This window comes from Caproicibacterium sp. BJN0003 (genome assembly GCF_026314295.1).
Lineage (GTDB): Bacteria > Bacillota > Clostridia > Oscillospirales > Acutalibacteraceae > Caproicibacterium.
The window spans coordinates 547,864-572,721 of sequence record NZ_CP111108.1 but is presented as its reverse complement, the minus strand read 5'-3'; the positions used below and the strand labels follow the sequence as shown (position 1 = coordinate 572,721).

General features: G+C 41.5%; 26 protein-coding genes and 1 pseudogene. 12 read left to right on the top strand and 15 right to left on the bottom strand.

All coding sequences use genetic code 11. The features are described 5' to 3' along the window. Window positions 1-27: 27 nt before the first annotated feature. On the bottom strand, window positions 28-954 hold the full coding sequence (gene prmA, locus OP489_RS02800; RefSeq protein ID WP_266162854.1) for a 50S ribosomal protein L11 methyltransferase: 927 nt from the start codon (window positions 952-954) through the stop codon (window positions 28-30). Between the two features lie 89 nt (window positions 955-1,043). Between prmA and OP489_RS02795 the strand changes: the two genes are divergently transcribed. Continuing rightward, on the top strand, window positions 1,044-2,369 hold the full coding sequence (locus OP489_RS02795; protein ID WP_266162853.1) for an oligosaccharide flippase family protein: 1,326 nt from the start codon (window positions 1,044-1,046) through the stop codon (window positions 2,367-2,369). 50 nt (window positions 2,370-2,419) lie between these two features. On the opposite strand, the gene OP489_RS02790 is transcribed toward OP489_RS02795, so the two are convergent. After that, window positions 2,420-2,989: a hypothetical protein gene (locus OP489_RS02790; RefSeq protein WP_266162852.1), complete on the bottom strand. Its 570-nt coding sequence runs from the start codon at window positions 2,987-2,989 to the stop codon at window positions 2,420-2,422. A 115-nt stretch (window positions 2,990-3,104) separates the two neighbouring features. On the opposite strand from OP489_RS02790, the gene OP489_RS02785 reads away from it, so the two are divergent. The 4 genes and pseudogenes from OP489_RS02785 to OP489_RS02770 all read left to right on the top strand — a co-directional run. Then, the gene (locus tag OP489_RS02785; RefSeq protein ID WP_266162851.1) at window positions 3,105-3,893 is read left to right on the top strand and encodes a putative ABC transporter permease; all 789 of its coding nucleotides are present in this window, start codon (window positions 3,105-3,107) and stop codon (window positions 3,891-3,893) included. 309 nt (window positions 3,894-4,202) lie between these two features. Further along, window positions 4,203-4,400, top strand: a complete 198-nt coding sequence (locus OP489_RS02780; RefSeq protein WP_266162850.1) for a spore coat associated protein CotJA — start codon at window positions 4,203-4,205, stop codon at window positions 4,398-4,400. Further along, the gene (locus tag OP489_RS02775) at window positions 4,397-4,657 is read left to right on the top strand and encodes a spore coat protein CotJB (protein WP_266162849.1); all 261 of its coding nucleotides are present in this window, start codon (window positions 4,397-4,399) and stop codon (window positions 4,655-4,657) included. The genes OP489_RS02780 and OP489_RS02775 overlap by 4 nt, the downstream gene beginning before the upstream one ends. Further along, window positions 4,658-4,753, top strand: a pseudogene (locus tag OP489_RS02770) (manganese catalase family protein); the annotation flags it as partial. A gap of 93 nt (window positions 4,754-4,846) precedes the next feature. On the opposite strand, the gene OP489_RS02765 reads toward OP489_RS02770, so the two are convergent. Next, on the bottom strand, window positions 4,847-5,398 hold the full coding sequence (locus OP489_RS02765) for an L-2-amino-thiazoline-4-carboxylic acid hydrolase (protein ID WP_266162848.1): 552 nt from the start codon (window positions 5,396-5,398) through the stop codon (window positions 4,847-4,849). Window positions 5,399-5,462: 64 nt separating this feature from the next. Continuing rightward, on the bottom strand, window positions 5,463-7,220 hold the full coding sequence (locus OP489_RS02760; protein ID WP_266162847.1) for a GGDEF domain-containing protein: 1,758 nt from the start codon (window positions 7,218-7,220) through the stop codon (window positions 5,463-5,465). Window positions 7,221-7,785: 565 nt separating this feature from the next. Here OP489_RS02760 and OP489_RS02755 point away from each other — a divergent pair. Next, on the top strand, window positions 7,786-8,007 hold the full coding sequence (locus OP489_RS02755) for a hypothetical protein (RefSeq protein ID WP_266162846.1): 222 nt from the start codon (window positions 7,786-7,788) through the stop codon (window positions 8,005-8,007). Window positions 8,008-8,150: 143 nt separating this feature from the next. On the opposite strand, the gene OP489_RS02750 is transcribed toward OP489_RS02755, so the two are convergent. The 5 genes from OP489_RS02750 to OP489_RS02730 all read right to left on the bottom strand — a co-directional run bounded on the left by OP489_RS02750 (window position 8,151) and on the right by OP489_RS02730 (window position 12,834). Further along, entirely contained in the window at window positions 8,151-9,206 is a 1,056-nt protein-coding gene (locus tag OP489_RS02750) for an IS30 family transposase (protein WP_266161768.1), read from the bottom strand. Between the two features lie 245 nt (window positions 9,207-9,451). After that, window positions 9,452-9,811, bottom strand: a complete 360-nt coding sequence (locus tag OP489_RS02745; RefSeq protein WP_266162845.1) for a hypothetical protein — start codon at window positions 9,809-9,811, stop codon at window positions 9,452-9,454. Window positions 9,812-9,824: 13 nt separating this feature from the next. Then, a complete protein-coding gene (locus OP489_RS02740) occupies window positions 9,825-10,106 on the bottom strand; it encodes a hypothetical protein (protein ID WP_266162844.1) in 282 nt (93 codons plus the stop codon). Window positions 10,107-10,346: 240 nt separating this feature from the next. Continuing rightward, the gene (locus tag OP489_RS02735; protein WP_266162843.1) at window positions 10,347-11,603 is read right to left on the bottom strand and encodes a clostripain-related cysteine peptidase; all 1,257 of its coding nucleotides are present in this window, start codon (window positions 11,601-11,603) and stop codon (window positions 10,347-10,349) included. Between the two features lie 160 nt (window positions 11,604-11,763). After that, the gene (locus OP489_RS02730) at window positions 11,764-12,834 is read right to left on the bottom strand and encodes an FG-GAP repeat domain-containing protein (RefSeq protein WP_266162842.1); all 1,071 of its coding nucleotides are present in this window, start codon (window positions 12,832-12,834) and stop codon (window positions 11,764-11,766) included. Window positions 12,835-13,137: 303 nt separating this feature from the next. On the opposite strand from OP489_RS02730, the gene OP489_RS02725 reads away from it, so the two are divergent. Both OP489_RS02725 and OP489_RS02720 read left to right on the top strand, forming a co-directional pair. After that, window positions 13,138-14,580, top strand: coding sequence for a recombinase family protein (locus tag OP489_RS02725; RefSeq protein ID WP_266162841.1), 1,443 nt, complete (start codon window positions 13,138-13,140; stop codon window positions 14,578-14,580). Continuing rightward, window positions 14,537-15,109: a manganese catalase family protein gene (locus tag OP489_RS02720; RefSeq protein ID WP_416232461.1), complete on the top strand. Its 573-nt coding sequence runs from the start codon at window positions 14,537-14,539 to the stop codon at window positions 15,107-15,109. The genes OP489_RS02725 and OP489_RS02720 overlap by 44 nt, the downstream gene beginning before the upstream one ends. Window positions 15,110-15,437: 328 nt before the next feature. On the opposite strand, the gene OP489_RS02715 is transcribed toward OP489_RS02720, so the two are convergent. Next, window positions 15,438-15,857, bottom strand: coding sequence for a GNAT family N-acetyltransferase (locus OP489_RS02715; RefSeq protein ID WP_266162839.1), 420 nt, complete (start codon window positions 15,855-15,857; stop codon window positions 15,438-15,440). Between the two features lie 134 nt (window positions 15,858-15,991). Next, a complete protein-coding gene (locus OP489_RS02710) occupies window positions 15,992-16,648 on the bottom strand; it encodes an AAA family ATPase (RefSeq protein ID WP_266162838.1) in 657 nt (218 codons plus the stop codon). Between the two features lie 418 nt (window positions 16,649-17,066). Here OP489_RS02710 and OP489_RS02705 point away from each other — a divergent pair, with 418 nt between their 5' ends. Next, window positions 17,067-17,678, top strand: coding sequence for an AAA family ATPase (locus OP489_RS02705; RefSeq protein ID WP_266162837.1), 612 nt, complete (start codon window positions 17,067-17,069; stop codon window positions 17,676-17,678). A 55-nt stretch (window positions 17,679-17,733) separates the two neighbouring features. On the opposite strand, the gene OP489_RS02700 is transcribed toward OP489_RS02705, so the two are convergent. Further along, window positions 17,734-18,504: a type III pantothenate kinase gene (locus tag OP489_RS02700; RefSeq protein ID WP_266162836.1), complete on the bottom strand. Its 771-nt coding sequence runs from the start codon at window positions 18,502-18,504 to the stop codon at window positions 17,734-17,736. Between the two features lie 106 nt (window positions 18,505-18,610). Further along, window positions 18,611-19,267, bottom strand: a complete 657-nt coding sequence (locus OP489_RS02695) for an ECF transporter S component (RefSeq protein WP_266162835.1) — start codon at window positions 19,265-19,267, stop codon at window positions 18,611-18,613. A gap of 254 nt (window positions 19,268-19,521) precedes the next feature. Between OP489_RS02695 and coaBC the strand changes: the two genes are divergently transcribed. Both coaBC and OP489_RS02685 read left to right on the top strand, forming a co-directional pair. Continuing rightward, entirely contained in the window at window positions 19,522-20,721 is a 1,200-nt protein-coding gene (coaBC, locus tag OP489_RS02690) for a bifunctional phosphopantothenoylcysteine decarboxylase/phosphopantothenate--cysteine ligase CoaBC (RefSeq protein ID WP_266163460.1), read from the top strand. A gap of 66 nt (window positions 20,722-20,787) precedes the next feature. Beyond that, complete coding sequence (locus OP489_RS02685; RefSeq protein ID WP_266162834.1) at window positions 20,788-21,126, top strand: DUF1540 domain-containing protein; 339 nt, start codon at window positions 20,788-20,790, stop codon at window positions 21,124-21,126. 46 nt (window positions 21,127-21,172) lie between these two features. Here the strand turns inward: OP489_RS02685 and OP489_RS02680 are convergent, their stop codons facing one another. Continuing rightward, window positions 21,173-21,898: an NAD-dependent protein deacylase gene (locus OP489_RS02680; RefSeq protein WP_266162833.1), complete on the bottom strand. Its 726-nt coding sequence runs from the start codon at window positions 21,896-21,898 to the stop codon at window positions 21,173-21,175. 146 nt (window positions 21,899-22,044) lie between these two features. On the opposite strand from OP489_RS02680, the gene OP489_RS02675 reads away from it, so the two are divergent. After that, window positions 22,045-22,677, top strand: a complete 633-nt coding sequence (locus tag OP489_RS02675) for a GyrI-like domain-containing protein (RefSeq protein WP_266162832.1) — start codon at window positions 22,045-22,047, stop codon at window positions 22,675-22,677. Between the two features lie 79 nt (window positions 22,678-22,756). On the opposite strand, the gene htpG is transcribed toward OP489_RS02675, so the two are convergent. After that, entirely contained in the window at window positions 22,757-24,661 is a 1,905-nt protein-coding gene (gene htpG / locus OP489_RS02670) for a molecular chaperone HtpG (protein ID WP_266162831.1), read from the bottom strand. Window positions 24,662-24,858 lie beyond the last annotated feature (197 nt).

Sequence of the window (24,858 nt, the reverse complement as noted above, 5' to 3'; positions counted from 1 at the left end):
AAAGATATCAGAAGGCTGTTTTTGTTTTTAAAGATTCTTTTTTCTTCTGGCTGCCAAAGCGACCCAGCCACGTTCTTCCCGACGCTCCAAAATTTCAAACCGGTCTTTAAGACCGTCCAAAACATCCTGTTCACGCTCATCAATGATCCCACTCATCAGATAAACCGTATCCTCACAGAAAAACCGCTCCACATCTTTTGTAAGCCGCAAAATCACATCCGCCACAATGTTTGCAACTACGATCTGATAGGTTCCGGTTACTTTCTCCGTTAAATCGCCGGAAATTCCCACAAAGGAATCCGCTACTCCGTTGCGTTTTGCATTGCTCACGGCCGTCTCAACCGCCAACGGGTCAATATCAACCCCGACCGCTTTTTTTGCGCCCAAAAGGAGCGCTGCCACTCCCAAGATCCCACTTCCGCATCCAACATCAAGGACCTCGTCCCCCGGCTTCAAATAGGTCTCTAAAAGCTCCAGGCACAGTCTGGTCGTCTCATGCGTACCGGTTCCAAAAGCAAGCCCTGGCTCTAAGTGCAGCACCGTACGTCCTCCTGGGTCCTTCACTTCTTCCCAATCCGGACGAATCAAAAGTTTTTTTCCTACTGGGATGGGATGAAAATATTTTCTCCAGTTATTAATCCAGTCTTCCATCCTGCAGTTTGAAGAACCGATCTCGCTTTTAATTCCAGATGCTTTCAGCCTTTCCTGCAAAAAAGCAGTGGCTTCTGCCGGATTCTGATCCGGTTCCAAATAAATATGGATAATCGTTTTTGACCGATCTTTTTTTAAAAGTTCTTCACCAATCACATCGACATGCGTAATTTCCCATGTGCCTTCTTCCAAATCGGAATAATCTTCAATATAAATTCCATAGGGAACTACCATTTGTGCGATTGCTTCGGCTGTTTCACTGTCTTTCTGTAAAACCGTAACGGTCAGGTCTGTCCAATCCATTCTAAAACTCCTTTAATGCATTCAAATCCTTTTATTAAGTTTAACATGTTTACCCCCGTCTTTCAATATAATAAAGCGGAGGGATGTACATGAATGAACGCAAATTCTTCCAAAGCGCCGCTATCCTTACGATTACAAACGGACTTTTACGTCTGACTGATATCTGGTATCGCGGATACCTCTGTACCCATCTCGGCACAGCCGCAATGGGGCTATATCAACTGAATCTTTCTGTCTTTGTTTTAGGAGTCAGCCTTTCTGCCGCCGGGGCCTCTTTTTGTACGACTCGTATGGTAGCGGAACATGGAAACGACCGTCGAATTATTCGAAAGTGCCTCTGCTTCAGTCTTTTGATCAGCTGCAGCGCCTGTCTCTTATTTGAGCTTCTTGCACCGCTTTTTGGTCCTTTGCTTTCCGGTAGTCTTCCTCTGCGGATTCTTGCGATCGGCTTACCTTTTATCTCAGTCTGTGCCTGCCTAAAAGGCTGTTTTCTGGCAGAGGGAAAATCTGGTGTCCCAGCGGTTGCAGAAGTAGTGGAACAGGGTGCGACTATCGGACTTGGCATTCTTTTTTTGGACGATTTTTCCTCTTCTATTACCGCCGTTATGACTGCCTCCACCACAGCAGAAGCAGTCGGCTGTATTTTTATAATTTTCTGCTATCTCAAAAAAATGCCTCATCATAAAACGTGCCCCGCTCCTATCCCCTCCTTCTGTCAAATAGCCGCAATTGGATTGCCTGTTTTAGGGGGAGCGGGACTTCGCAGTTTTCTGTTTTCAGTGGAAAATCTGCTGATTCCGAGAGGACTTTCCTCTTTTTGCTCCAGAGAAGAAGCACTTTCTCAATATGGGCTAGTACAAGGGATGATGATGCCAATTTTGGTCTTTCCGTGTACTATTTTATCCTCTGCAACTCTTCTGCTCATTCCGGAGCTCGCCCGTTCCAATTCGCATGGACAGCCAAAAAGGATTCGCCGAATCACGACAAAAGCTTTTTGTCTGACCAGTTGTTTTTCATTTGTCTGCGCTGCACTGATGGCTGCTTTTTCTTCGCAGCTCTGCCAGCTGTTCTATAAAAGTCAGGATGCGGCTGTTCTTGTCCGTATTATGGTCCCTTTGATTCCGCTTCTATATCTTGACAGCGTAGTCGACGGTATGCTGAAAGGACTTAATCAGCAAAAATATTCTCTGTGCTGCAATCTTGTAGATGCCGTTTTTCGAGTTTGCTGGTGCTTTTTCCTGATCCCAATATTAGGCCTAAAAGGATACCTTTTGCTCCTCTTCTGCAGCGAACTGCTCAATAGCTCTCTAAGTATCAGTAAGCTGCTCAACACAGCCGATATTGAAATTTCTCCGCTTTGGATCCTTACTCCAGCTTCTGGAGCCGTTTTACTTTATTTTTTTCTTTCCCTATGAACTTACAAAACCAATAAAAAAGCCTTTCCAAAATTTCGGAAAGGCTTTTTTTATCGGTATCTTTTCTTTTGTGTTGTACGTAGCTGAACCAAGATCCCAAGAATCACAAGAACTGCCTCTATGAGGTAGGACACCCAAAGATCGCTGATATGAAATAAAGTAATCAAATCGGCTCCTGCATTGATTCCACCACTCAGACTGGATGATACAATCACAATCTGTCTAATATAACTGACCGATAGAATAGCGAATCCGATTCCCAGAAGGACTCCGGAAATCCATGCTGCGATCTCATTTTGCTGAAACAGCTGCAGTCCCATTCCAAGTCCCATAATAAACGTAAATAGGAAAACGCCGAAACGATAAATAGAAAAGGATAACGCCCCGACTACCGTTCCGCCGACAAAACCAATCAATACGGCCCACGTCATCTCAAAGTCAAAGGCAGAGGCTGCCAAATAAGCACCGACTCCTCCGATCAAAAAGCCTAAGAGGGTTGTCCAAAGGCGCAGAAGTTTATACCCGAAAAAGCAATTCAGTAAACTCAATAGGATACTTAAAACCAGAAAAACCATTCCGTATTTTTGCGGAAGCTGCCGTAATCCCTCTATTCCGTTCATAAACGACCCTCCTTTTCTTTGAATTATAGCACAGGAAAATAAGATTGACAATTTCCGTCGGAATCAGTAAACTTAAAAAGTATTCATGTCTATTTTAGAAGAAGGAAGTGATTTTTTGGCCGTCTTTTCAGAACAAATCCTTTTGTTTACCTGTTATGCATGGATGGGCTGGCTCTGTGAAAGTATTTTCTGCTCCATCTGCGCAAGACACTGGATTAACCGTGGATTTTTGCATGGCCCATTTTGTCCGGTCTATGCAGTTGGAGCTCTCCTCAGCATCTATTTTTTGACACCTGTTTCTGAAAACTGGCTGCTCGTATTTCTTTTGGGTACTTTAATCACTTCTGCCGTCGAATATTTTACCGGTTGGCTTTTAGAGACATTATTTCATGCAAAATGGTGGGATTACAGCAATCACCGTTTTCACCTGCATGGACGTATCTGCCTCGAAAATTGTCTCATTTTTGGTCTGATGTCTCTTTTTTTAATGGAAATCCTTCATCCAAGAGTCCTTTTTCTCATGCACATGATTCCCCCCGGAATAATTTCTTGGATTTCAGCTTTACTTGTGGTTTATTTTTCCATAGATACTTTCTTCTCTGCGCGAAATGCTCTACGCATACGTGGAAAAATTGAAGTTCTGCAAGGGATTCTCGATGAAATTCGTGTTCAGGTACATCTTGCCAAAGACGATATGATTGATAATCTGCAGGAAAAGCTGGAAGCTTTGGATAACGACAACCGTCAACGTGTAGCGGATCTAATCGCACGAAAGAGCAATGCTGAAAAAGATCTCTCTACTCTTTCAAATCGAATTCTCAAAGCTTTCCCAAAAATACAAATGCAGCTTCCAAATGCACGGGAAGCACTGGATCAATTACGTAAGACTCTGCGTCGCCCCTAAAATATACTTTTCTTTTTTAGCCTCTGCAAAAAAGCTTTGCAGAGGCTTTTCCATTCCTGCAAGTTTTCAAATTTTAAGGATATACTAGAATAGAAGAATTTGGAAATAGTCAGGGGAGGGCGAGAAAAATGGTGGGTTATATTATGACGGGGGTCATCTGTTTTTATCTTGGTTTATTGTGGGGCTGCTGTTTTCGCGCCAGCGGAAAAAAGCATTAATTTTCTTGTGATTTTGGCAAAAACACCCAAAAGGACCTCTCTTCATAGAATATCTAAGGGAATATCCCATTCTATGAAGGGAGGTTTTATAATGGCAGAAACAATAGAAGGGCAATTCTGTTCAATTAAACCGACATCTCCTCTGCCAGAAAATCCGGTTGTTGCAATGGCATATGTTCCTTTTCAGCAATTTGGCACTACTTTTCCTCCGGAAAAAGCGTTAAATGCGGGAACTCTTTTTCCAGATCTTGATAAACCTTTTTATGGAAGGCGAGGTGCGCCAAAATGAGTGAACAGCAGAAGCTGATGCGGCGAATCTACGCTGTACAATTTTCAATTTGGGAACTGCACATCTTCTTGGATACACATCCTAACGACGCGGCAGCTTACAAAAAGCTAGAGGAAAATCTTGCACTTGCTAAAAAGCTAACTGCACAATATGAAGACACTTATGGTGCCATGGGTGAAAAAAGCAATTGTACTTCACGCTGGTCATGGATCCAAGGGCCATGGCCATGGGAAATTAAGGAAGGAGACGAGGACTAAATGTGGACTTATGAAAAAAGGCTTCAGTATCCAGTAAAAATCAAGAATCCAAATCCAGCCCTCGCTAAGCTAATAGCTACTCAGTATGGTGGTCCTTATTGTAAATTGTGATAATCGCTGGCTTATTATTTATAAGAATTAAATAAACAAATCGCCTTTGCATATCAAAATCGAATTGAAAGCCATTCTTTACTTGTTGCGTATAAAGTGAAAGTCGCACAACTTATTACCGCGTCCGATCGAACCACTACGATAAAATTGCATTTTATGTAAACAGCTATACAATGTATCATCGCAGGCACAAAAAGCTGAAGTCAATTCCGGGCAGCCATTTTGAAGGCAGGCATCATACCAAAGGCATCGATGAATATTAATTTGAAATTCATTCGAGTTGGAAAATAAGCATTCGGCTTTCCAATTATCATGATTCAAAACGATATGAGAAAATACTGCACGATAAATTGAGAAGAAATTCGGCAGCTTTTCTAACATTCGGTACTGTTTAACCATTTTGACGCAAACACGAGTTTGAAGATAGTCGTTAACCACATCGTAAGCCTCTTCTTTTGTCATAAACGCTTGCAGTACCCGATACAGTGCAATCCTTGGCAAAATGGTTTTAGTAAGGGTTTTCCTTTGCTGTTTGGTTTTTCCTCTGATTTCTGAAATCAGTTTCTGCAATTCATTTTGCTGTTTGGAAAAGAAGTCCTCCCCTTTTTCTTTTCCAAATTTCTCACACAAATATTCTTTCGTAAAAACACCCCATTGCAATCTTTTTTAGCAGGATGCATGCCCTACTAAAAAGTTAATATCCCACTCGGTTTCGGCCGCCGCTTTTCGCATGGTACAAAGCCTTGTCAGCACGGGACAAAAGCTTTTCGCTGTTGTCGCCTTCACAAAATGAAGCTGCCCCCATACTGCAGGTAATATGCCCAGCCTGTTGGAAATCTGTTTTTTCAACTGCGGCCCTGATTTTTTCAGCAACTTTTTTGGCATCTTTCAGATGAGTATGAGGCAGGATTATCAAAAATTCTTCTCCACCCCATCTGCCAACCGTATCGCTCTCACGAACACATGATTTTAGAATGCCCGCCAGCTGTGTAAGAACCAAGTCGCCAACCAGATGGCCAAAAGTGTCATTTACTTCTTTAAAATGGTCAATATCGAGAATTAAAATAGAAAGCCCAGTATTATAACGTGTACTGATGGAAAATTCATACTCCAAAACCTCGTCCAATTTAAGTCTGTTATTAATCTGAGTAAGTTTATCGATACAGGAAACCCTTTTCAGTTCTTTGTTTGCATCTTCCAACTCCGACGTCACAACACTGATAAAATGGACAAGTCTCGTTATAATACGGCTGTGTGTTGTCGAAAACGGATCGTTGCTGATCGGCAGATTTGAGACTTCTTTATAAAGTCCCAGCTTACGACGCGAATTTTGTTCTCCTTCACGAACACCCACAATCACGATTGTTGAGTTTAACAGATTCATTTTATTATTCCGTTTGATAAATTCGCCATATGTATAAAATCCGGCAGTAGGTGCAATATGGTTGAATGTTTGAATTTCAAGATTCGCATCGTCCTGCAATAGGAATCTTCTACTAATGCAAGCATACAAAAAAATCGCGTCCGGTTCAAAATCGTACAATTCTTTTCTTATCGATTCCGAATGATTCAAAATCAAGTTGGGCTCACCATAACCAATATGAAACTTATCCCCAGGATCAATATCGGCCAAAAAACCAATGCTGCCGTCTTCAGTCACAAAAAATGGAACCCTCGCAATCATTTCGCCGTCCTTCTGTATAAGGATCGGAAATTCAAACGCATTCGCAAAAAAATGTTCGTCATTCGGAATATTGAGATATCGGTTGTAAATGTCAAAAGCACTTTGCTCATCAATTTGGTTCAGCAAATTCCCATCCGCCTGAGTAATCGTCATTTCTTTGCTGAGCGGTCTCCAACCTAAAAATGTTCTGGTATAAATATGGAGCCTTTTGCTTAAAAAGGCAACGCAAATTGCTCCTCTGCTTACCGCTTGCCGGCCTAAAAATATCATTGAGGCCGCATTCGGATCGTAAACACCAGCGCCGCCGCCAAAAGCAGGAAAATCAAATTTTTCTTCTGACATTCCTCTGAACAGTTTTGAAACACTAATGCTTTGCGGGGTTGCAAATAAAAGTACGCCGGCTATTCCCTCCATGCTGTTTATTTCCCTAATCAAATTTTTGCCGGCCTCGAATTCAGTACCCGTAGGATCTGCAACTACAAAAGTTTTTAAAACGGTTTCATCAAAAAAAGAAAACGATAATACAACGGTTCTGACTTTGGGCTGACCATCAATGATCTCACCGACCGTAGTAGAACCGACAATCACTGCTTTCGGAATGTGCTCTCTTATTTCATCCGTAATACGTCCAAGAACTTTCCTGTCAGGCAAAGAGGAAAAAACCTGAACTAAAACAGATTTTGCTGTCTGAGAAAAGAGCAGAGTATGGGACTCCAAAAAAGTTCTGAGCTTGGGAATGTCTTTAAATAAATATGTTAAGCTTTTCATTTGTAATCATATCTCCAAATATACAGCATTTCTGAACCGAATGGTTCTGAGCTTTTTTGGATTTTACAACTCAAATCAGGCGTTCAGTTCTTATTCAAATTATTTATTCGGGGCATTTATTTTTTATTTAACATAAATCTTTTTACCATATTAATCATACCCTTAAATTTTATAAAATAAAATATCTTGTGGAAAAATTCGTCGAGATTCAACATAATTTTAATTATATATTAGAAATATTAACAGCAAAACTTTATATCCATGCTTAGAAAAAAGGAATTTCTCAACAGCTAGATAAAACCATGTTTACACTATCGCTCAGCAGCCAACTATTTTTCAGTCTGTTTGTTTCTTGTATTGACTTAATTACTGCTTTTCAAGTTGGTCTTTGGGACATTTATTAAGCCTTTTGCATTAAATTTTCCCTAAATTAACAACTTATTTTGTTTTATTCGCTGATTTCCATAGATGCAATTTTTTTCGACGTTTTTTTTCGCTCTAATGCCTGATAATAAGAACTGTTCTCAGGGGAAAGTTAACCTCAAATAAAGAAAGGAAGTATAAAGTGGTAAAAATCATTGTAGAAAAAAAATTGTTAGAAGAAAAATTAGCACAAGTAAAGGATGGAGATCTTGTTGAACTTGCCTTTGTTCCATCCCAAGACGATCATGGTGATTATTCACCGGCATTTCTGCATCTAGCCGCAATACATAGCGAAGGAATCTATGAGGACTTAGAGAGTATTGACGAATTTGTTTTCGACTTGTGTACGCAGGAAAGCGCATGATGTAAATTTTTTAATTCTAACGGCTCTGCTTCGGCGGAGCCTTTTTTATTTTTTATAAAATTGATATCGATAAAGATAAAACTATATTTTTTCGTAAATTGCAAGTGCAAGTTGGACACCCCCGGTAGAATGGTAGCGAGGGTTCATGCAGCGTAGACGCCGTCCAAGAAAGCATCAAAAAGCTCCTCCGGTGTCTGGTATCCAAGCCGCCTGCGTGGGCGCCCATTTAGCTCGTCAGCAAAGGTCAGGACCTGCGCCGGGGAGAACTTTTCAATGGAGGTTCCCTTGGGAATGAAGTCCCGCAGCAGGCCATTGTGGCGCTCGTTTACAGGGCGCTCCCATGACGAATACGGATGTGTAAAGTAAACCATTGTGCCCCACTGTTCAGTCTGAGCGAAGTTCTCAAACTCTGAGCCGTTATCGGCAGTGATGGTTTTGAAAACACTGCTGAAATGGTCGCCAAACTCGGCGTGAAGCGCCTGCATAGCGGCTTGTACATCCTCGCTGGTCTTTCCGGCAATCTGCATGGCAATGTAGTTGTCAGTCACTCTTTCAACGAGAGTAAATACAACCGCTTCTTTGCCGTTTCGTAGGCCAACGACAGTATCGGCTTCCCAGTGACCCGGCACAGTACGGGCAGTGACCTCATCGGGACGTTCCTCAATACTACGACCCTTGGGACGCTTGTTGATTCGGCTCTTTCCTCTGGTGTTACGGCGTTTCAGGGCATCCGGCACCTCAAACAGAGATAATGACAAGCCTCCAGCCCACAGTTCGTTGTAGAGAGTCTTAGTGCTCATCATCTCATTTTCCTTGAATAACATGTGAAGCCTTGCATAACCCACGCAGGCATCCAAAGACCAGCGATGCTCTCTGACCCGCTGCACGACCCAGTCGATGAAAGCAGTGCAGCTATCCACCTTATGGGGCTTATGGCACCGGCTCCTGTTTGACCTGTACACCGCCTGTCCTCGCTTTGCGGAATAGCCCGGCACTCGGCCTTTGTTGCTCTTGCGGGGCGGTGTGCCCCGACGCAGCTCGTTTCCTACAGTGCTTGGTGAGCAGTTAAGCTCTCTGGCGATTGCACGATTTGAGTAGCCAAGGCGGCGCAGCCGCTCAATTGCGCCTCTATCTTCTCGCTGTAAATGCTGTCCCGGCTTGCGTTCTGGCTCCACTGTGATATAATCTGGGCAGTCCATAGTGATTGTCCTCCTCTGGCAGTTTGAGTGTGTGATAACTCCATTCTACCATGTAGGAAAATCACTGTGGATTTTTCTGTTCAAGTGTCCAACTTCATTTTACAACCGACCAACTATATTTTTTCTTTGATATTATAAAAATCAGCTTGTACAGATCTATTACAAACGGGTACCGGTCAAATTGTTTTTTGATCGATTTTATTACCCGCCTGCAAATAATCTTTGATATTTGCTATGTACCTTGCTTATCTGCTAGACTTTCGCAATTCGACGTGCACTTTCTTTTTTTCTTTTAACTTTACAGCTTCCAGTTGTTCATTTAGGGCAACGGCTTCTGCACGTGCCGTTTCAATACTGATTGCCAGGTCATTAAATTCCTGCGCTAAATTTTCAACAGTCAAGCTGTTGATTTTCGGGCAAACATCGTCATACTGATCGAGTCCAGCTTCCCCGTGCGCAACCACCGTAGCCTTTCCCTCCGCTGGATATGTAATATAGAGATGATCATATTTTCCAAGCTGACAAATTTCTTTCATGGAACTTGCTATTCCCTCCAATAGTTCCTCTATTCTTTCTTCATTCGAATTAATCATATTGATTGCCATATTCTGGCTCCTTTCACATTTTGTCTAAGATTTCTCCAATGGTATAATTACCGTCTTGCAAATCTATATCTCCTCTGGAAACACGCTCGTTGATTTCATCCCCAATATTTTCCGCCATCCTTTTAAAGATCAATTTCTGTTTTTCCTTTGGCATACTATTTTTTTTAGAAATAATTTCTGTTTTCCATTTTCCATTTTCTTTATAGAGCTTCATTTTATGCTCACTGACCTGGCACGTTTTGCCGTCCTCTATTAAATTGTTTTGCACTGTCCAAATTTCCAGTTTGCGCGCCATTTCTCTCACCTCATTTCATAATATGTTTAGCCGATTGTCCGACTTTCTAACTAATTTCATTCCAGTAGTATCATGAATGAGACAATCAAACTAAAAGTAAAAGGGATTTTCCAAAGTAAATACAAAAAAATACAGAAGAAGCACAGATCAACAAATCTATGCTTCTTCTTTTCATCTTATTTAGTTAACAGACAGCAAATCATAAACGGTAATTTTAGCTGTATGAAATAAAGGGTTCTTTTATTTTTTTAAACGGTCTGCGGCATTTGGGAGATAAATATTTGGAAAAAGGTGTTTATCCCATTTCCTTTCGTCAATCAGTTTACTGCATATAACATTTATAAGGAATGAGGCCGTATAAGGGTTACATGATTTGATAAGCCCTCGTACCTTTGCTTCTGGAATCAAAAGCGGTGAAAATCCGATGGTAACCAAAAGCGTATAATTTTTTTCTTTTATTTGCGAACACAAAAGCTGTGCCCATGCGTTGTCTCTTGCAAAAGCAAGCCGATAATAAAAAGAAGCCAGCCCCTGATTAGGAATGTATTGATCTAGAATTCCAATATCTTTACCCGTATTCTGCACTTTAGTTTTTGGACTGATTGTCAGATCAGAAACAATATGTGAAATTCTTTCTGCTTCATTCCACTCAAATTTGTTCTCTCCTGCTTTTACCGAAAAAAGGGTCGACAGATCTTTTTCAATACACACATTCGAAGAGAGTGCTCTTCGTGCAAGACTATCAAATAGCCTCTTCAGCTGCCTCAGACTTTTTGACTGAACGACTCTAGCAACAAGATCTGCTGAAAGTTCAGAGCAAATTTTATTTGCAAGTTCTTTGGGGCGGTTTCCTACATTGCTTTCTCCCACCGCTTTTAGAAGTTCCCGAAAGGATATTCCTGCTGCATTGGCATTTTGTCTGTACGTAATAAGCAATTTCACCGCAGCGTCCTCTCGGTATCCAAATTCATAGAGAGTCTCAATATTATTGCAGTAACACGCATCCATCAGCAGTAGATCAATGGCATGCTCCCCAGCGTTTGCCGCCATTTCGATCGCGGTTACAAGCTCTGGAATCCCCATAATCGCGGGATATTTTCCACTGTAATCGTTCATCAGACCTATATATTCACAAGCGTGCCCACCCAGAATCAGCATTACATGCTTCGTATTGGTGTTCTTAAGCCCCCAGAGGAGAAAATCATATAAACAATTCGGATCCGCCAGATTGACATCACCTAAATCCTCCGGTGGAATTTCTTCGTCCGTATTAAATTGATAGCGCCGAACTCCATCCCATATCTCCTGATCCGGTTTAGCGTCAGGTCTTATGAGCTGCACGGTACTTTGCTTTAGCCGTCCAATTTGGAGAAGGACTTTCGGCTTTCCGTTTATTGCTGCTGCTTTCAATTCACAATACTCAGCTGCTATTTCCGGCTCCAGTTCCCCATTGCCGTCTAGATAAGCCAATATCGTCCAACCGGGAATTGCATTCATAGGATTCCCCCTCCATCTCCTTTATTTTCAATCATATTGTATAATTAAACCTCCTAGTTGGTACTTCCGTATATACCAGCCGGGAGGTTCAATAAAACATTACGCTATTCATCATCTATTTATGAATCGTAAATTAGCAAGGCACTTTTCCTCTATCGTCTTATCTATCCAAGAAAGACACACCGCGCAATGGTGAGTTTGTATTGTTAAGCAAGATTGCAACATTGTTTGAATAGGTATTTGTAACTGCAAGATCTGTTCTGCCATCGTTATTAAAATTACCGGTTACTAATCCCGCAGCGTAAGAACCAACCGCATAAAATTGTTTTGGTCCAAAAGTACCGTCACCATTTCCGCTCAATATCGCAACATTATTGGAACCGTTATCTGCAACTGCCAAATCGAACGTTCCATTTTTGTCAAAATCTGCTGCAATGATCCCCTCAAGATAGGAACCGATTAAAATAAAGGATGCCGCTTGAAAAGTGCCATCGCCATTGCCAAGCAAGATTGCCACATTCATAGAGTCAAAATTTGATACTGCCAAATCACGTTTTCCATCGCCGTTAAAATCGGCTACTGCGATCTCCATAGGACCAGTCCCTACAGAGTAATGCGTAGCCGCTTGAAAAGTACCGTCACCGTTATTAATCAGAACTGCAACGTTATTATCCCCACCAACTGCCGCAACTAGATCAGCCCTTCCGTCACCGGTAAGATCAGCAGCTGCAAGCCCATAAGGGGAATTGCCCACGGGATAAGGCACAGCCGGCTGAAAGGTACCGTCACCGTTGCCAAACAACACGTTAACGTTTCCAAGCCCCACATCAGTTACTGCCAAATCTATTTTATGGTCACCGTTAAAATCCGCAGAGACGATTGATATAGGATTTGACCCTGCTGCTACCGCCGTAGCCGGCAGAAAGGTTCCATTACCGTTGCCAATCAGGATTGCGATATCACCACCATTTGAATCCGCGACCGCCAAGTCCATTTTGCCATTATTGTTAAAGTCAGCAGCAGTAACCGAAGTCGGATTAATGCCTACACCAAAAAATGAGGCTGCCTGAAAAGTGCCGTCACCGTTTCCGAGCAACACTGCAACCTCTTCATTACCAATATCTGTGATTGCTAAATCAAGATACCCGTCGCCATTAAAATCAGCAGCCGTAATCCCATAAGGAGAAGACCCGGCAGGATAAAACACGGCAGGCTGAAAAAATATGCTCATTCAAAATGCCCCCTAATGATTTTATTTACCTCCATACTTATATTAGACAAAAACCAGCCTCAAAGGGCTGGACTAGATGTCATGGTAATCTATCCGTCATCCGCTATTATGATAATATGTTTTTTTCCTTCAATGTTTCCAAAGCGACGACCGCATCCTTTTAAAATCTAGCAGTCCTCTGCATTGATTCTAGAATGAAATCGTATTTTTAAAGGAAGAAATTCTCCAACTTCAATAACATACTTTTAAATAAGCAATAAAAATCATTATTAAAACATCAGAAAATGATTAGAAGGTGATTCTATGAAAATTGCCGCAGCTTACATCCGTGTATCAACTGATGACCAGCTGGAATTTTCCCCCGACTCTCAGCTAGAAAAAATACTAGACTATGCAAAACATAACGACATGATCGTTCCGACAGAATACGTTTTTCGTGAAAAAGAAGGGATCTCGGGCCGCTCGGCTGCTAAACGTCCGGAATTTCAGCGCATGATTGCGACCGCTCGAAAAAAAGATTCCAATATTTCTACGATTCTTGTTTGGAAATTTTCCAGGTTTGCACGAAATCAAGAAGAATCGATCGTCTATAAGTCCCTTTTAAAAAAGGAACGTAATATTTCCGTTGTCAGCGTTTCGGAGCCAATTTTAGATAGTGACTTCGGCGGGTTAATTGAGCGCATTATCGAATGGATGGACGGCTATTATTCTACTCGGCTTTCCGGAGAAGTAATGCGCGGAATGACCGAACGCTTTCAGCGCGGTAAACCAGTATCAGCCGCGCCTTTCGGATATGTAATGCCAAAAGGCACAGGAAAACTCATGATTGACCCCCAAGCTGCTCCAGTTGTTCAATACATTTTCGAGCGTTTCTTAGCCGGCGATGGATACAAGCAGATTGCTCTTAACCTCAATGCGCAAGGTATTAAAACGCGCCGGGGCAACTTGTGGGAAAGCCGCACCATTCGCTATGTGATACAAAATCCGGTTTACATCGGAAAAATCCGATGGAATCCTACCGGAAAAGAAATAGATTACTATAAAACAAAATCAAAAATTGTAGATGGAGGCCAAGAACCCATTATGTCGGAAAAGCAATGGCAAGCCGCCCAAAATCGGGTAAAAACGATCAGCAATCTGTATGGTCATTATGCCCACAGCAGTAAGCCTGCCGGCAATCTATTTTGCGGACTGATTAAATGCAGTGCATGTGGTGCTACTATGTCTCCAGTCAGCGGCGGAAAAAAAGGCGGACTGCAGTGCACCAATTACACGCACAGCCGCTGTGTACAGTCACACTATATCAGTAATGATAAAATACACAAAATCATCTTTTCTGAAATCAAATATGAGCTAACTCACGAAGCTTTTTCTCTTCAGCATAAAAATATAAAGCCTGATGGATTTGACAATTCTATGATTCAAAGCAAAATCGAGCAGGAACAGCGCAAGCTTAATCGTGTTAAGGCGTCCTATGCTGCCGGCATTGACACTCTGAAAGAATATCAAGAAAACAAACAGAAAATCACGTCTGAAATTAAAAAATTAAAAGCAAAACTTTCTATCGCTCCCATTATTAAGATTTCCGAATCCCAGCACAAAGCTTTTTGTAAGAAAGCACTTAAAAATCTTCAACAATGTGAATCTTTACCACCCAATGAAGGAAATCGGATTTTGCGTACTTTTATCGATCATATTGTCTTTGATCGAGCGTCTGAATCTGTCCAAATCTTTTATTCCCTTTAATGATCACATTTTGAAGTATGGTGGACCTCATGGAGAACTTGGCGCATCACTGCGTTACCTCTCCCAAAGATACACCATGCCCTATCCAGAGCTCAAGGCGATTCTTACAGATATTGGTACCGAAGAATTAGCTCATCTCGAGATGGTCAGTACCATTGTGTATCAGCTTACGCGTAACCTAACTCCAGAAGAAATTAAGAAGGCCGGTTATGACGCTTATTTTGTAGACCATACCACGGGAATTTATCCAATAGATGCCAGTGGAAACCCATTTAGTGCGGCGACTTTCTCTGTCGCAGGCGATATGGTAACGGATCTGCACGAAAACCTTGCTGCAGAGCAAAAAGCTCGTACGACTTATGAAAACATTCTGCGTTTTGCAGACGACCCGGATGTCCGGGATCCAATCAAATTCCTGCGTGCCCGTGAAATCGTTCATTTTCAGCGTTTCGGAGAAGGGCTGCGCATCGCTACCGACCGTTTGGATTCCAAAAACTTTTATGCTTTTAATCCCGAATTTGACCGTTAAAAAAAAGGCTCCATCGAAAAACCGATGGGGCTTTTTTTCACATAACCATCACTTAAGATTTACCAGAAGTTCGAATCCTGTTAAAATTCAGGACATATCCTTTTCCTATACTATAAACAGTTTCAAAGAAAAAGATTTTTAAAAGAAATTATAAAACACTGTGCTAACCGCCGGGCTTTCTGGAATACCAACCAGGCAGATGCACAGACAAACAATAAGACCAAGAAATTGGTTTTCTATATATTAACCTCTTTTTCATTATTTCTCCTTTTTACAAAAGCCTGACTTTGCTTTCGCAAAGTCAGGCTTTTGTTTATCAAAATTTATTTTACAATTCTTTTGTCATACAAATATGCGGACAAAATTCATCATAAAAAACATCTCCGACTGCGCGGTAATTAAGCTTTTCATAAAACTTCTGCACTCTACATTGCGCAGAAAGTTTAATCGCGGTACCGCCTTCTTTTTTAGCTTTCTGCTCTAATTCTTCTACGACTACCTTTCCAAGACCTTCTCCCCGAAATTCCTTTAAAACCGCAATTCTGCCAATTGTATAAACTGGCTTTTGAGGATTTTCACGAAACATTCTGCCCACTGCTTTCGGGATATCTCCATCATATAAAACTAAATGTTCTGCCGTTAAATCGATCTCATCATATTCCTTTTGAAAGCCCTGTTCTTCCACAAAAACTTTTTGACGAATTTCTTTTCCCTGCGGCGTCAATTCTTTATTTATAATGCTCTTCATAAAATTTCCTCTTTCTCAATTCTTTTTAAAAATTTTATCACTTTTTAATTGACTTGAAAAGCTGCAAAAATTCAAATCGACCTAAAAAGTACGGAGAATTTCTTCCCCGTACTTTTTCAACAAAATATCATTAATTATTTTTCGGATGGTTCTTTGGAGAGACGATTCATCATTTCAGATTCCGGAATTTTCGCCAACTGCTGGTAGGCCGCCTTTAACATCTCTGCTGTTCCTTCTATCCCCAAAACAGAACTATCCATTAGAAGGTCAAACTGATCTCTTCCGCCCCACCGTAAATCAGTATAATAGTTATAATAAGAACGGCGCATACGGTCAGTTTTGCGCACAAGAATTCTAGCTTCATCCTCAGAAATTTTACTCCGTTCCATAACGCGCTGAATCCGAACCGGCAAAGGTGCATAAAGGAATACATGCAGACAATACGGCTGATTGCGAAGGACATAATTTCCGCACCGACCAACAATAATACAGGATTCTTTTTCTGCCATCTGACGAATAATTCTTGACTGCAGCTGATAAAGAGTATCCCCTATTGTCTGTCCATAACGTGCAATATGAGCTGCTTCCTTGGCATCCATATACAAAAATGGACTTACCGGATGCTCATCTACACACTCCAAGTCCTTTGGGTCTAGAGCACTGTTCTTTGCTGCTTTTTCAATGAGTTCCTTGTCATAGTATGGAATATCGAGCAATCCAGAAAGGATTTGAGCCACCTTGTGCCCACCGCTTCCATATTCCCTGCCGATCGTTAAAATCGTATGATGCATAACAAAGCCCCCTTTATCTTTTATAACTCGAGAATATCACATTTAGAATAAAAATTCAATCGATTTTATTGTATTTATGTGTACTTTATCTTTATATTGCTTTAAAAAAGGCTGTATGCAAATTAAGCATACAGTCAAAGACTTCAGTCACGCAAAGAAGGAACTAATGATTGCCGACCCGCCGATCAATATTGCACATACAATCGCTACTACTCGCAAAAATATCGTACGCCGTTTTCCCTGCATGATAATTCCTCCGTTTCATAAGTAATTTTATTATAAACAAATCACATGAAAAAAACAAGCCATAAACCATACTCCCTGTATTCATATTACGCACTTGACTTTTTTAAAAATTTCAGGTATTTTATAGTTATAGATTATGTCTATATTTTAGGACTAGCAAGGAGGTATATTTATGAATATTATCACAATCTCCAGACAATATGGCAGTGGTGGTCGGGAAATCGGGAAAAAGCTGGCAAATAAACTGCAGGTCCCTTTTTTCGATAAAGAACTCATTATTATGGCTGCTAAAAAAAGCGGCATGAGCGAAGAGGTCTTTAAAAGCGTAGATGAACGAGCTGCTTCCAGCTTTCTCTATTCTCTGTGGATGAATGGCTATTCCTATGGAATTCCAACAGCTACAAATCATCTTCCACTTAACGATCAGCTTTTTATTCTCCAAACAGAACTGATTAAAAATGCCGCAGAAAAAGGTCCTTGTGTAATTGTTGGTCGTTGTGCAGATTATATTCTGCGTGAACGCCATGATGTACTACATGTTTTTCTCTATGCAGATGAAGCATTCCGGGCAAAACGTGCCATTCAAAAATATGGAGAAGATGAAAAAAAGATTCACGAAATTCTGATAAAAAAAGATAAACAGCGCTCGAACTACTATAATTTTTATAGTGATACTCGTTGGAATGATCCTCAAAATTATCACCTGTGTCTCAATACTGGTGCTTTGGGAATTGATAACTCCATAGAAATGATTCTAAAAGCGTACAACATTATTCAGCCTTAAAAAACGACAGCGGTACTTAGTTTAAAAACTAAGTACCGCTGTTATCTTTTCTTTGTTAAGCTTTGTGGTTTTTCTGATATAAAAGCCACAAACCTTTCAGCATCAGATTATCATCGAGAATAACACGGCGATTGCAGAACGGGATAATCACACCTGCGACTCCACCGGTCGCAACAACCGTTGCCTGCTCTTTTAACTCCGTCTCTATCCGATCAATAATCCCATCGATCATCGCGGCATTGCTGAAAACGATTCCGGACTGCATACATTCCTTTGTGTTCTTGCCAATCAGGCGCTGAGGGACCTCCAAGCTAACATGAGAAAGTTGGCTGGCATGTGCTGCAAGGCTCTCCAAGCTGACAACAGGCCCCGGAATAATCATCCCGCCAATATAACTTCCGTTTGCATCTACAACACACATAGTTGTTGCAGTTCCCACATCAAAAATGATGATTGGCTTCGGATATTCCGCGCTAGCTGCCACCGCTTCAGTCACCAAATCTGCCCCTAACTGGGCAGGATTGTCCATCAGAATATTTAACCCCGTCTTCAATCCAGAACCAACTAGCAGCGGAACTTTCCCACAAACTTTACGGACCGCTTCCTGCAGTGCCGCAGAAAGTGCTGGAACCACAGAGGAAATAATTCCTCCTTCCGGTTCATGGCGCTCTACCCCGTGCATTTCAAATAAAGTGCGAATCATGAGGGCATATTCATCTGCTGTTTTGCTGGCATCTGTTGATAAACGTGCTGTAAAATAAATTTTTTCAGCATCCATACAGCCCAGTACAATATTCGTATTTCCTACGTCAATAGCGACGATCATTTTTTCACCTGCTTTAATTTTTCCGTGTTCGGTTTTCCCAAGACACACAAAGCGGAAGGCAGATAGGACCTCTGCCTCCCGCTTTTACTATGAATTTTTCAATCAATCAATATTTTGCAATCTTAAATAAAACCTTTCCAATGGCCGCGACTAAAATTCCAGCACCAATCGCTTCTGGAATTCCGTTTGCGCCGACAATCCCGAGTACAATTCCAAGAACTGCATCGGCTGGTACTCCTTTTGCTGCTGCATAAGCATCACGAAAAAGAACAAAAATCAATCCCATTACAAAAATCGTATTTGTCAGGGCACCAGACACACCTGCAACTGCAAGAGATACGATTGAGCCTTCTTTTTTTGCATGTGTTACTTTCTGAATTGCACGGTAAACATAATAGGGAATTACGCCTACTAAAATTCTGGGAAGAAAACAAACAACCAAAGCGAACGGGGTTCCATTTGCTGTACCCGGCAACGGAATCAAAGGACTAAATGTAAAAGAAGTCAGTGCAGGAGTGATTGTATTGCTGATCAGACTGACCAAGCCGAATAAGGAACCTAAAACGGCTCCATATTTTGGTCCTAGCAGTAATGCCCCCAAAATAACCGGAATGTGAATAATGGTCATTTTAATGAAGGGCAGGGGGATCATGCCTAATGGTGTAAATCCCAAGAGCAGTACAATGGCCGCAAAAAGTGCTAAAAGCACAAAATCGCGGTACTTAGAGTTTGTTGCGGACATCGTTGTTGATTTGCTTGACATATTAAATTCCTCCAGCTGCCGGTCCCTGATTGGCTTTCTTTGTCAAAGGGCAAAAAGAAAAGCCTGAATCAAAAAGATCCAGCGCATATTTCCAGTTTATTATAACAGGATTTTTCAGAGATGCAAGGGAATTGACAAAAAAATTTCTCAAAATGGGATTTTCCTTGTAATTTTATGAAAGAATTCTTATAATTAAAGGTATGTTATCCGGTAAAAGCAGAAATAAACCGGATTTTGAAAGGATGTTCTCCATGTTGCTGCAAGATAAAACCATTTTATTGGGGATTTCCGGCAGTATTGCCGCTTATAAAGCTGCCGATCTCGCAAGCCGCCTCCATCATGAGGGTGCAAAAGTTCACACATTGATGACTCAAAACGCCTGCAAACTGATTTCACCAATGACCTTTGAGGGCGTAACAGGACAAAAAGCGGTTTCAGATACATTTGATCGAAACTATCAATATCATGTAGAACATGTTTCTCTCGCAAAACAAGCTGATCTTGTTTTAGTTGCACCGGCAACCGCAAATGTGATTGCAAAACTAGCAAACGGAATTGCGGATGATATGCTGACAACAACGGTCCTTGCCTGCCGATGCAAAAAAATGATCGCGCCGGCGATGAATACTGGAATGTATGAAAATCCGGTAACACAAGACAATCTCGAAAAACTGCGTCATTACGGGTGGACCATCATCGAGCCTGCCTGCGGAATGCTCGCCTGTGGAGACATTGGAGCTGGAAAATTTCCTGAACCCGCGGATATTCTGGAATATGTGCTAAAAGAAATTGGCGAAAAAAAGGATATGGCAGGGCTAAAGGTGCTGGTGACTGCCGGTCCCACTCAGGAACCTTTGGATCCAGTACGATACCTCACAAATCATTCCACCGGAAAGATGGGATATGAACTGGCACGAAATGCCATGCGTCGCGGCGCCGAGGTCACGTTGATCTCTGGAAAGACCGCACTTTCTTCTCCAGCTTTCGTAAAAACGGTGTCTGTCGGTTCCGCTCAAGAGATGTTCGATGCAGTTCTCTCAGCAGCACCCGAGCAGGATCTTTTCGCTTTTGCTGCCGCTGTTGCCGATTATCGTCCAGCAGTTGTTGCCGATCAAAAATTAAAAAAAGAAAATGGTAATTTTTCGGATATTCCTCTTTCTTCCACTCCGGATATTTTAAAAACGATTGGGAACCAAAAGAAAGAGGGACAAATGATCTGTGGGTTTTCGATGGAAACAGAACATTTAATTGAAAATTCGAGAAAAAAGCTGCAAAAAAAGCATGCTGATTTAATTGCCGCCAACAATCTTCGCACACCAGGCGCAGGTTTTGGCACCGATACAAATGTGATCACCCTGATTTCGGATTCCGAAGAAATAGAGCTACCGCAGCTTTCCAAGTACGAAACAGCTGGAAAGATTTGGGATACATTGCTTTCTTTGCAAAAAAAATAACCAACGCATAATTATCTGCATGCAGAACAAACTAAACGTATCCCAAATAAAAAAGAGGTGCTTAATATGTCGAATCTGCATTGCAGTGTAACCGATTGTGCAAATAATAGCCAGAATTTCTGCTGCCGCCCGGATATTAAAGTGGTCGGCAAATGTGCCTGTGGCTGCGAACAAACCAGCTGCAACGATTTCCAGAAGCGCCAGGGTGCTTCTAATTCTACCGCTGGTACTTCCGATCCTAACGAGAACCTGGATGTCCACTGTGAGGCTGAAAATTGTTCTTATAATAACAGAGGATATTGTGATGCCTCCAATGTACAAATGACCAGCTGCTCAACGCATGGCTGCACCGATTGTAAATCTGAAACTGCCTGCTTCACCTTTAAGATGCAGCAATCCCGTTAAATTTACAAAGGGCTTTGAAAGAAAACTCTTTCAAAGCCCTTTCGCTTTATTCTACATGAATTTGTTCCAATACTTCTCCCACCGGCGCATGAATAACCAGATCTGCCCGTCGATCTGCCGAAGTCTCGGATTTATTGATTAAAACGAGCCGATGTCCACGGTAATAGTCAATTAGGGATGCCGCGGGATACACAACCAAAGAAGTTCCTGCGATAATCAACATATCCGCAGCAGAAATGACTGTAAGTGCTCCGTCGAGCGTATCGCTGTCAAGCCCTTCTTCATAAAGCACTACATCAGGTTTAATGGTGCCGCCGCAGCTGCAGTGTGGAACTCCTTTACTCTTTCGAATAAAATCCATCTCATAAGATTTATGGCATCGCTCACAATAATTGCGCAAAACACTGCCGTGCAATTCATAGACCTTTTGGCTGCCGGCCGCTTGATGCAATCCATCAATATTCTGCGTAACAACTGCTGAAAGTTTTCCTGCCTTCTCCATTTCGGCCAGTTTACGATGTGCCGCATTTGGTTTTGCATCAGGATAAAGAAGTTTATCCCGATAAAAATCAAAAAATTCTTCCGGATGCTGTCTATAAAAACTGTGACTCAGCATTACCTCCGGAGGATATTTATATTTCTGATGATAAAGACCGTCTACACTGCGAAAATCCGGAATTCCGCTCTCGGTCGAAACACCTGCTCCGCCAAAAAAGACGATCCGTTTACTCTGGTCAATCATATTCTGCAATTCTTCCAGTTCTTTTTTCATCGAAAACTGCCTCCTTTTTCGAATAATTTCAGTATAGCACAATTTTGAAAGTTCTGTACAAAAATCCTTTTCTGTTTGTCTTGTGCCTTATTTTATGGTATGGTAGCATCAGAAATAGAAAAATACAGTTCGGAGGTGCCGTTCAAATGGCATTCGATTATAAAAAAGAATATAAAGAATTTTATCTGCCAAAAAGCAAACCGGAAATCATCGACATTCCAACAATGAATTTTATTGCGGTTCGTGGAAAAGGGAACCCAAACGAAGCTGACGGAGAATATAAAGCTGCCATGAGCCTGCTCTATGGAATCGCTTTCACGATCAAAATGAGCAAAAAAAGCGGTCACGTCTTGGATGGCTATTTTGACTATGTGGTACCACCCTTAGAAGGCTTTTGGTGGCAGGACAACATCAGTGGAATCGATTATCTTCATAAGGAAACCTATCAATGGATCTCTCTCATTCGCCTGCCTGATTTTGTAAAAAAATCAGATTTTGACTGGGCAGTCGCAGAAGCTTCGCGAAAAAAGAAGGCTGATTTTTCCAAAGCAGAATTTTTAACCTACCATGAAGGCCTTTGCGTACAGTGTATGCATATTGGTCCTTTTGATGACGAACCGAAAACGATTGCTTTGATGGAACAATTTGCGAAAGACCTGGGATATGTGATTGATATCACGCCTTCCCGTTATCATCATGAAATTTATTTGAGCGATGCAAGAAGATGCGATCCACAAAAACTTCGGACTGTGATTCGGCATCCGATTAAAAAGCCTTAGGAGGCCAGAAAAAGGGCGGCGGAAAATTTTCCGCCGCCCTTTTTCCAGCTTCTTTTCTTATTCTGCGATTCTGTTATTTTTAAACCATCAGATCACAAATGGCATTACTAAATGCCACCGGATCAGAAATCGGGACACCCTCGATCAAAAGCGCCTGATTATAAAGCAGTTTAGAATATTGCTTAAGCTTTTCCGGATCCTCTTTATAAAGTTCCTGCAGCTTTGTGAAGACCGGATGATTTGCGTTGAGCTCCAGTACACGCTGTGCCTTTACATTGCCTTTTTCCTCTCCGGGCATAGAATTCAGCACTTTTTCCATTTCAATTGACAGAGCGCCATCTGTAGAAAGGCAAACCGGATGACTCTTTAATTTTTGCGAAACAATGACCTGCTTCACTTCATCTCCAAGATCATCTTTCATCGTATTGAGCAGATCTTTGTTTTCTTCGACCAGCTTTTTGGCTGTCTCTTTTTCTTCCTCTGTCTCCAAGCCGAGATCATTGTCGGAAACGGATTTAAATTCTTTATCATTATATTTTGCAAGAATCTTGAGTGCAAACTCATCGACGCCCTCAGTCAGATACAAAATCTCATAATCTCTGTCTTTTAACGCTTCTGTCTGCGGCAACAGATCCACCTTTGCAACGCTGTCTCCGGAAGCATAATAAATATACTTCTGATCTTCTTTCATTCTGGAAACATATTCCTCGAGTGTAACCATCTTTTTCTCTTTACTGGACCAGAACATCAACAGATCCTGCAAAAGTTCTTTCTGCTGACCAAAGTTCGCATAGACCCCATATTTTAGCTGCAGTCCAAAAGCTTTAAAGAATTTCTCATAATTTTCACGGTCATTCTTGAGCATATTCTGCAACTCTTCTTTGATCTTTTTCTCAAGGCGTCCTTCAATTAATTTTAGCTGACGGTCATGCTGCAGCATCTCACGCGAAATATTAAGTGACAGATCCTGACTGTCTACAAGGCCCTGCACAAAACTAAAGCAGTCCGGCAGCAGATCCGCGCACTTATCCATAATCAAAACGCCGTTAGAATAAAGCTGCAGTCCCTTTTCATAGCTCTTGCTGTAATAATCATAGCTCGCGTGACTCGGGATAAAGAGCAGAGCATCATAAGTAGCAGTTCCTTCGGTACTGCTGCGAATAATCTTGAGCGGCTTTTCATAATCGAAAAATTTATCCCGATAAAACTGCTCATACTCTTCGTTTGTCACTTCATTTTTATTTTTGCGCCAAATCGGCACCATGGAATTAAGTGTCTCGAGCTCCGTATAGGTCTCGTATTCCGGTTCGGCATCCTTAGGCGCATCTGCCGGCTTCTCTTTCATACGGCTCTTCTGGAGCTCCATCTTAATCGGATAGCGAATATAATCGCTGTATTTTTTCACAAGACGTTTAATCGTAAATCCGTCAAGATACTGGTCATAGGATTCTTCTTCTGAATTCTCGGGCAGCAAATACAAGGTAATTTTTGTGCCGCGCCCTTCTTTTTCACAGGAGTCAACTGTATATCCCTCTACGCCGCTGCTCTCCCATTTCCATGCCTCGTCGCTGCCATAAGCCTTGCTCTCTACCACTACTTTAGAGCTAACCATAAACGCCGCATAGAATCCAACACCAAATTGTCCGATAATATCAATATTATCGGATTTTTCATTGTTTTTCTTAAAATCAAGCGAACCGGATTTTGCAATCGTGCCCAGATTGTTTTCCAGCTCTTCCTTCGTCATACCGCAGCCATTATCTTCAATCGTCAGCGTACGATTTTCTTTGTCTGCTGTAATTCGAATCTCAAAATCGTCTCTGGAAAGACCCGTATCGCCATCCTGCAGCGTCTTATAATAAAGCTTGTCAATGGCATCACTCGCATTACTGATTAACTCTCGTAAAAAAATCTCTTTGTGCGTATAAATAGAATGAATCATCAGATCCAAAAGCCGTTTTGATTCTGCCTTGAATTGCTTCATGATCGATCAACCTCTTCTTGCTTATTTTAATTTTAGCACTCTTTGCCTTTAAGTGCTAAATTATTGTAGCGCAAATTTCCTTATTTTTCAATGAATAAATTATGAATTTTCCATTTTGTAACAATCCTCTTTAAATAAACGCCAAAAGCAAAAAAGGAGGGTCCCTAAATAAAAAAGCAGGCAGCAAAAAATGCTGC

Coding starts and splice junctions, on each gene's coding strand:
- OP489_RS02735 (WP_266162843.1), bottom strand. CDS start 11,603: ATGAATGCAATTCCCGGTTGGACGATATTGGCTTATCTAGACGGCAAT.
- htpG (WP_266162831.1), bottom strand. CDS start 24,661: ATGAAGCAATTCAAGGCAGAATCAAAACGGCTTTTGGATCTGATGATT.
- OP489_RS02715 (WP_266162839.1), bottom strand. CDS start 15,857: ATGAAGAGCATTATAAATAAAGAATTGACGCCGCAGGGAAAAGAAATT.
- OP489_RS02745 (WP_266162845.1), bottom strand. CDS start 9,811: ATGGCAATCAATATGATTAATTCGAATGAAGAAAGAATAGAGGAACTA.
- OP489_RS02685 (WP_266162834.1), top strand. CDS start 20,788: ATGTCGAATCTGCATTGCAGTGTAACCGATTGTGCAAATAATAGCCAG.
- OP489_RS02705 (WP_266162837.1), top strand. CDS start 17,067: ATGAATATTATCACAATCTCCAGACAATATGGCAGTGGTGGTCGGGAA.
- OP489_RS02750 (WP_266161768.1), bottom strand. CDS start 9,206: ATGGACTGCCCAGATTATATCACAGTGGAGCCAGAACGCAAGCCGGGA.
- OP489_RS02700 (WP_266162836.1), bottom strand. CDS start 18,504: ATGATCGTCGCTATTGACGTAGGAAATACGAATATTGTACTGGGCTGT.
- OP489_RS02710 (WP_266162838.1), bottom strand. CDS start 16,648: ATGCATCATACGATTTTAACGATCGGCAGGGAATATGGAAGCGGTGGG.
- prmA (WP_266162854.1), bottom strand. CDS start 954: ATGGATTGGACAGACCTGACCGTTACGGTTTTACAGAAAGACAGTGAA.
- OP489_RS02795 (WP_266162853.1), top strand. CDS start 1,044: ATGAATGAACGCAAATTCTTCCAAAGCGCCGCTATCCTTACGATTACA.
- OP489_RS02675 (WP_266162832.1), top strand. CDS start 22,045: ATGGCATTCGATTATAAAAAAGAATATAAAGAATTTTATCTGCCAAAA.
- OP489_RS02740 (WP_266162844.1), bottom strand. CDS start 10,106: ATGGCGCGCAAACTGGAAATTTGGACAGTGCAAAACAATTTAATAGAG.
- OP489_RS02695 (WP_266162835.1), bottom strand. CDS start 19,267: ATGTCAAGCAAATCAACAACGATGTCCGCAACAAACTCTAAGTACCGC.
- OP489_RS02760 (WP_266162847.1), bottom strand. CDS start 7,220: ATGAAAAGCTTAACATATTTATTTAAAGACATTCCCAAGCTCAGAACT.
- OP489_RS02775 (WP_266162849.1), top strand. CDS start 4,397: ATGAGTGAACAGCAGAAGCTGATGCGGCGAATCTACGCTGTACAATTT.
- OP489_RS02730 (WP_266162842.1), bottom strand. CDS start 12,834: ATGAGCATATTTTTTCAGCCTGCCGTGTTTTATCCTGCCGGGTCTTCT.
- OP489_RS02725 (WP_266162841.1), top strand. CDS start 13,138: ATGAAAATTGCCGCAGCTTACATCCGTGTATCAACTGATGACCAGCTG.
- OP489_RS02790 (WP_266162852.1), bottom strand. CDS start 2,989: ATGAACGGAATAGAGGGATTACGGCAGCTTCCGCAAAAATACGGAATG.
- OP489_RS02780 (WP_266162850.1), top strand. CDS start 4,203: ATGGCAGAAACAATAGAAGGGCAATTCTGTTCAATTAAACCGACATCT.
- OP489_RS02680 (WP_266162833.1), bottom strand. CDS start 21,898: ATGAAAAAAGAACTGGAAGAATTGCAGAATATGATTGACCAGAGTAAA.